2 protein-coding genes are annotated in these 1,598 nt (G+C 72.5%); one reads left to right on the top strand and one right to left on the bottom strand.

The features are described 5' to 3' along the window. Positions 1–285 precede the first annotated feature (285 nt). Positions 286–513, top strand: a complete 228-nt coding sequence (locus tag DJ81_RS03225) for a hypothetical protein (RefSeq protein ID WP_094525622.1) — start codon at positions 286–288, stop codon at positions 511–513. A gap of 31 nt (positions 514–544) precedes the next feature. Here DJ81_RS03225 and surE read toward each other — a convergent pair whose 3' ends face one another. Further along, the gene (surE, locus tag DJ81_RS03220; RefSeq protein WP_094588435.1) at positions 545–1,447 is read right to left on the bottom strand and encodes a 5'/3'-nucleotidase SurE; all 903 of its coding nucleotides are present in this window, start codon (positions 1,445–1,447) and stop codon (positions 545–547) included. Positions 1,448–1,598 lie beyond the last annotated feature (151 nt).

The raw sequence follows: 1,598 nt of genomic DNA, 5'->3' as shown, positions 1-1,598 counted from the left end.
CCCCCGCCGCGGAAGGGGGCTCCGCGGGTAGGGGTGTCTAAAATCTGCGCGCGGACGGACTTAAACGACCGAGACCGTTCACGGCGAGCGGACGGAAAGAGCGGCCCGAGACGGGCGTAAACGGTCGAGACGCTTATTAGGCGTGAGCCGATTACGTGTGCGATCTGTGCGGCCCGTCGCCGCGGTTCGCCGGCTTGATATCGCGTCGCGCCGTGGGTGACGCATGAACACGGGAGCGACTCGACGCCCCCTCCGGCCGGCGGAGGGATCGGCGTGGTAGGACCCATGTCGGACGCGGAGCGCGACGCGGGGAACCGGAAGATCAAGGTCGGATTCCTGGTGCTCGTCGCCGTCTCGCCGCCTCTCATCGCCCTCCAGTGGAACCCGACGCCGCTGGAACTGCTCGCCGCCCTCGGCGGCGGGGTCCTGTTGGGAGTGCTGCTCGTGTGGTACCTCGGCCGGCTCGCCGACCAGTTCACCGGCGGCTCGCGGCGGCCGGGACGGCGGCGGTAGAAACAGACAGCCCCCGGGACCGCGTCAGACCTCAGTCCCCGTCCGGTCGCGCGGACGGCTCGGCGCCGACGGCGACGACCTCGCCCGCGCGGTCGACGGCGACGGACCGCGACGACGACAGCGGCGAGACGCTCACCTCGCCCTCCACCGCCGCGAGCCGGTCCGATCCCGGATCGTCGGCGACGTCGCCGCGGAGGAACTCTCGCCAGAAGCGGTCGCGGAGCTCCATCCCCATCTCGCCGCGCCGCTCGCCGAACTCCCACCCCTCGGGGACGTTCTCGTCTTCCGGCCCCTCCTCGCCCGGTCGGAACTCGATCACGTCGAAGCCGCGCGCGGGCTCCGTCAGCCGGTAGGTCGGGTCGGCGGCGGCCTCGTCGTCCGCGGCCGGCGCGTTGACGTTCAGCACGTCGGCGCCGAACGGGAGCGCCGCTCCGGTCCCGTCTCGGTCGCTCCCGTCGAACTCCGTGCGGTCGAGCAGATCGAGCACCGCGTCGGCGGCGAGCGCGAAGTCGTCGGCGTCCAGGGTCGGCGGCACGGGGAGGTTCCCCCGGTCGTACAGCGAGACGGCGATCGCTGGCGTGCCGAGGAAGGCGGCCTCCATCGCGGCGCCGACCGTCCCGGACTGCCCGAGGATGTGCGCGCCGATGTTCGGCCCGTGGTTGCAGCCGGAGACGACGACGTCGGGGTCGAGCCCGAGCGCCACCTCGGCGACGGCGACGCAGTCGGCGGGCGTCCCCTCCACCGCGTAGCCGGCGTCCTTCTCCGCGTATTCAACGGTGGTCTCCCACCACGAGCGAGTGCCGCCGACCCCGGACTGGTTCTGCTTCGGCGCGACGACCGTCACGTCGTACTCGCGCGAGAGCGCGTCCGAGAGCGCACGGATCCCGACGGCGTCGATCCCGTCGTCGTTGGTGAGGAGGATCTCGCAGGTCATGGGTGACAGTCCGACGGGCCGGGGGAAAACGTCGCCGGTAGCGGTCGCGAATCGCGGCGAGAGGCCGACGCGGGAACCGACAGGCGTCGGGCGGGTGGTACTCCGGGGCGGTCAGCGGAGGGAACGGCGGGCGGAGCGGGAGAGGGTGGGC

The sequence above is a fragment of the Halorubrum sp. Hd13 genome (assembly GCF_002252755.1).
Lineage (GTDB): Archaea > Halobacteriota > Halobacteria > Halobacteriales > Haloferacaceae > Halorubrum.
This window is presented reverse-complemented; position numbering and strand designations above follow the sequence as displayed.

What these genes read in the sequence shown, in the direction of transcription:
- DJ81_RS03225 (WP_094525622.1), top strand. Translation starts at nt 286, where the DNA reads ATGTCGGACGCGGAGCGCGACGCGGGGAACCGGAAGATCAAGGTCGGA.
- surE (WP_094588435.1), bottom strand. Translation starts at nt 1,447, where the DNA reads ATGACCTGCGAGATCCTCCTCACCAACGACGACGGGATCGACGCCGTC.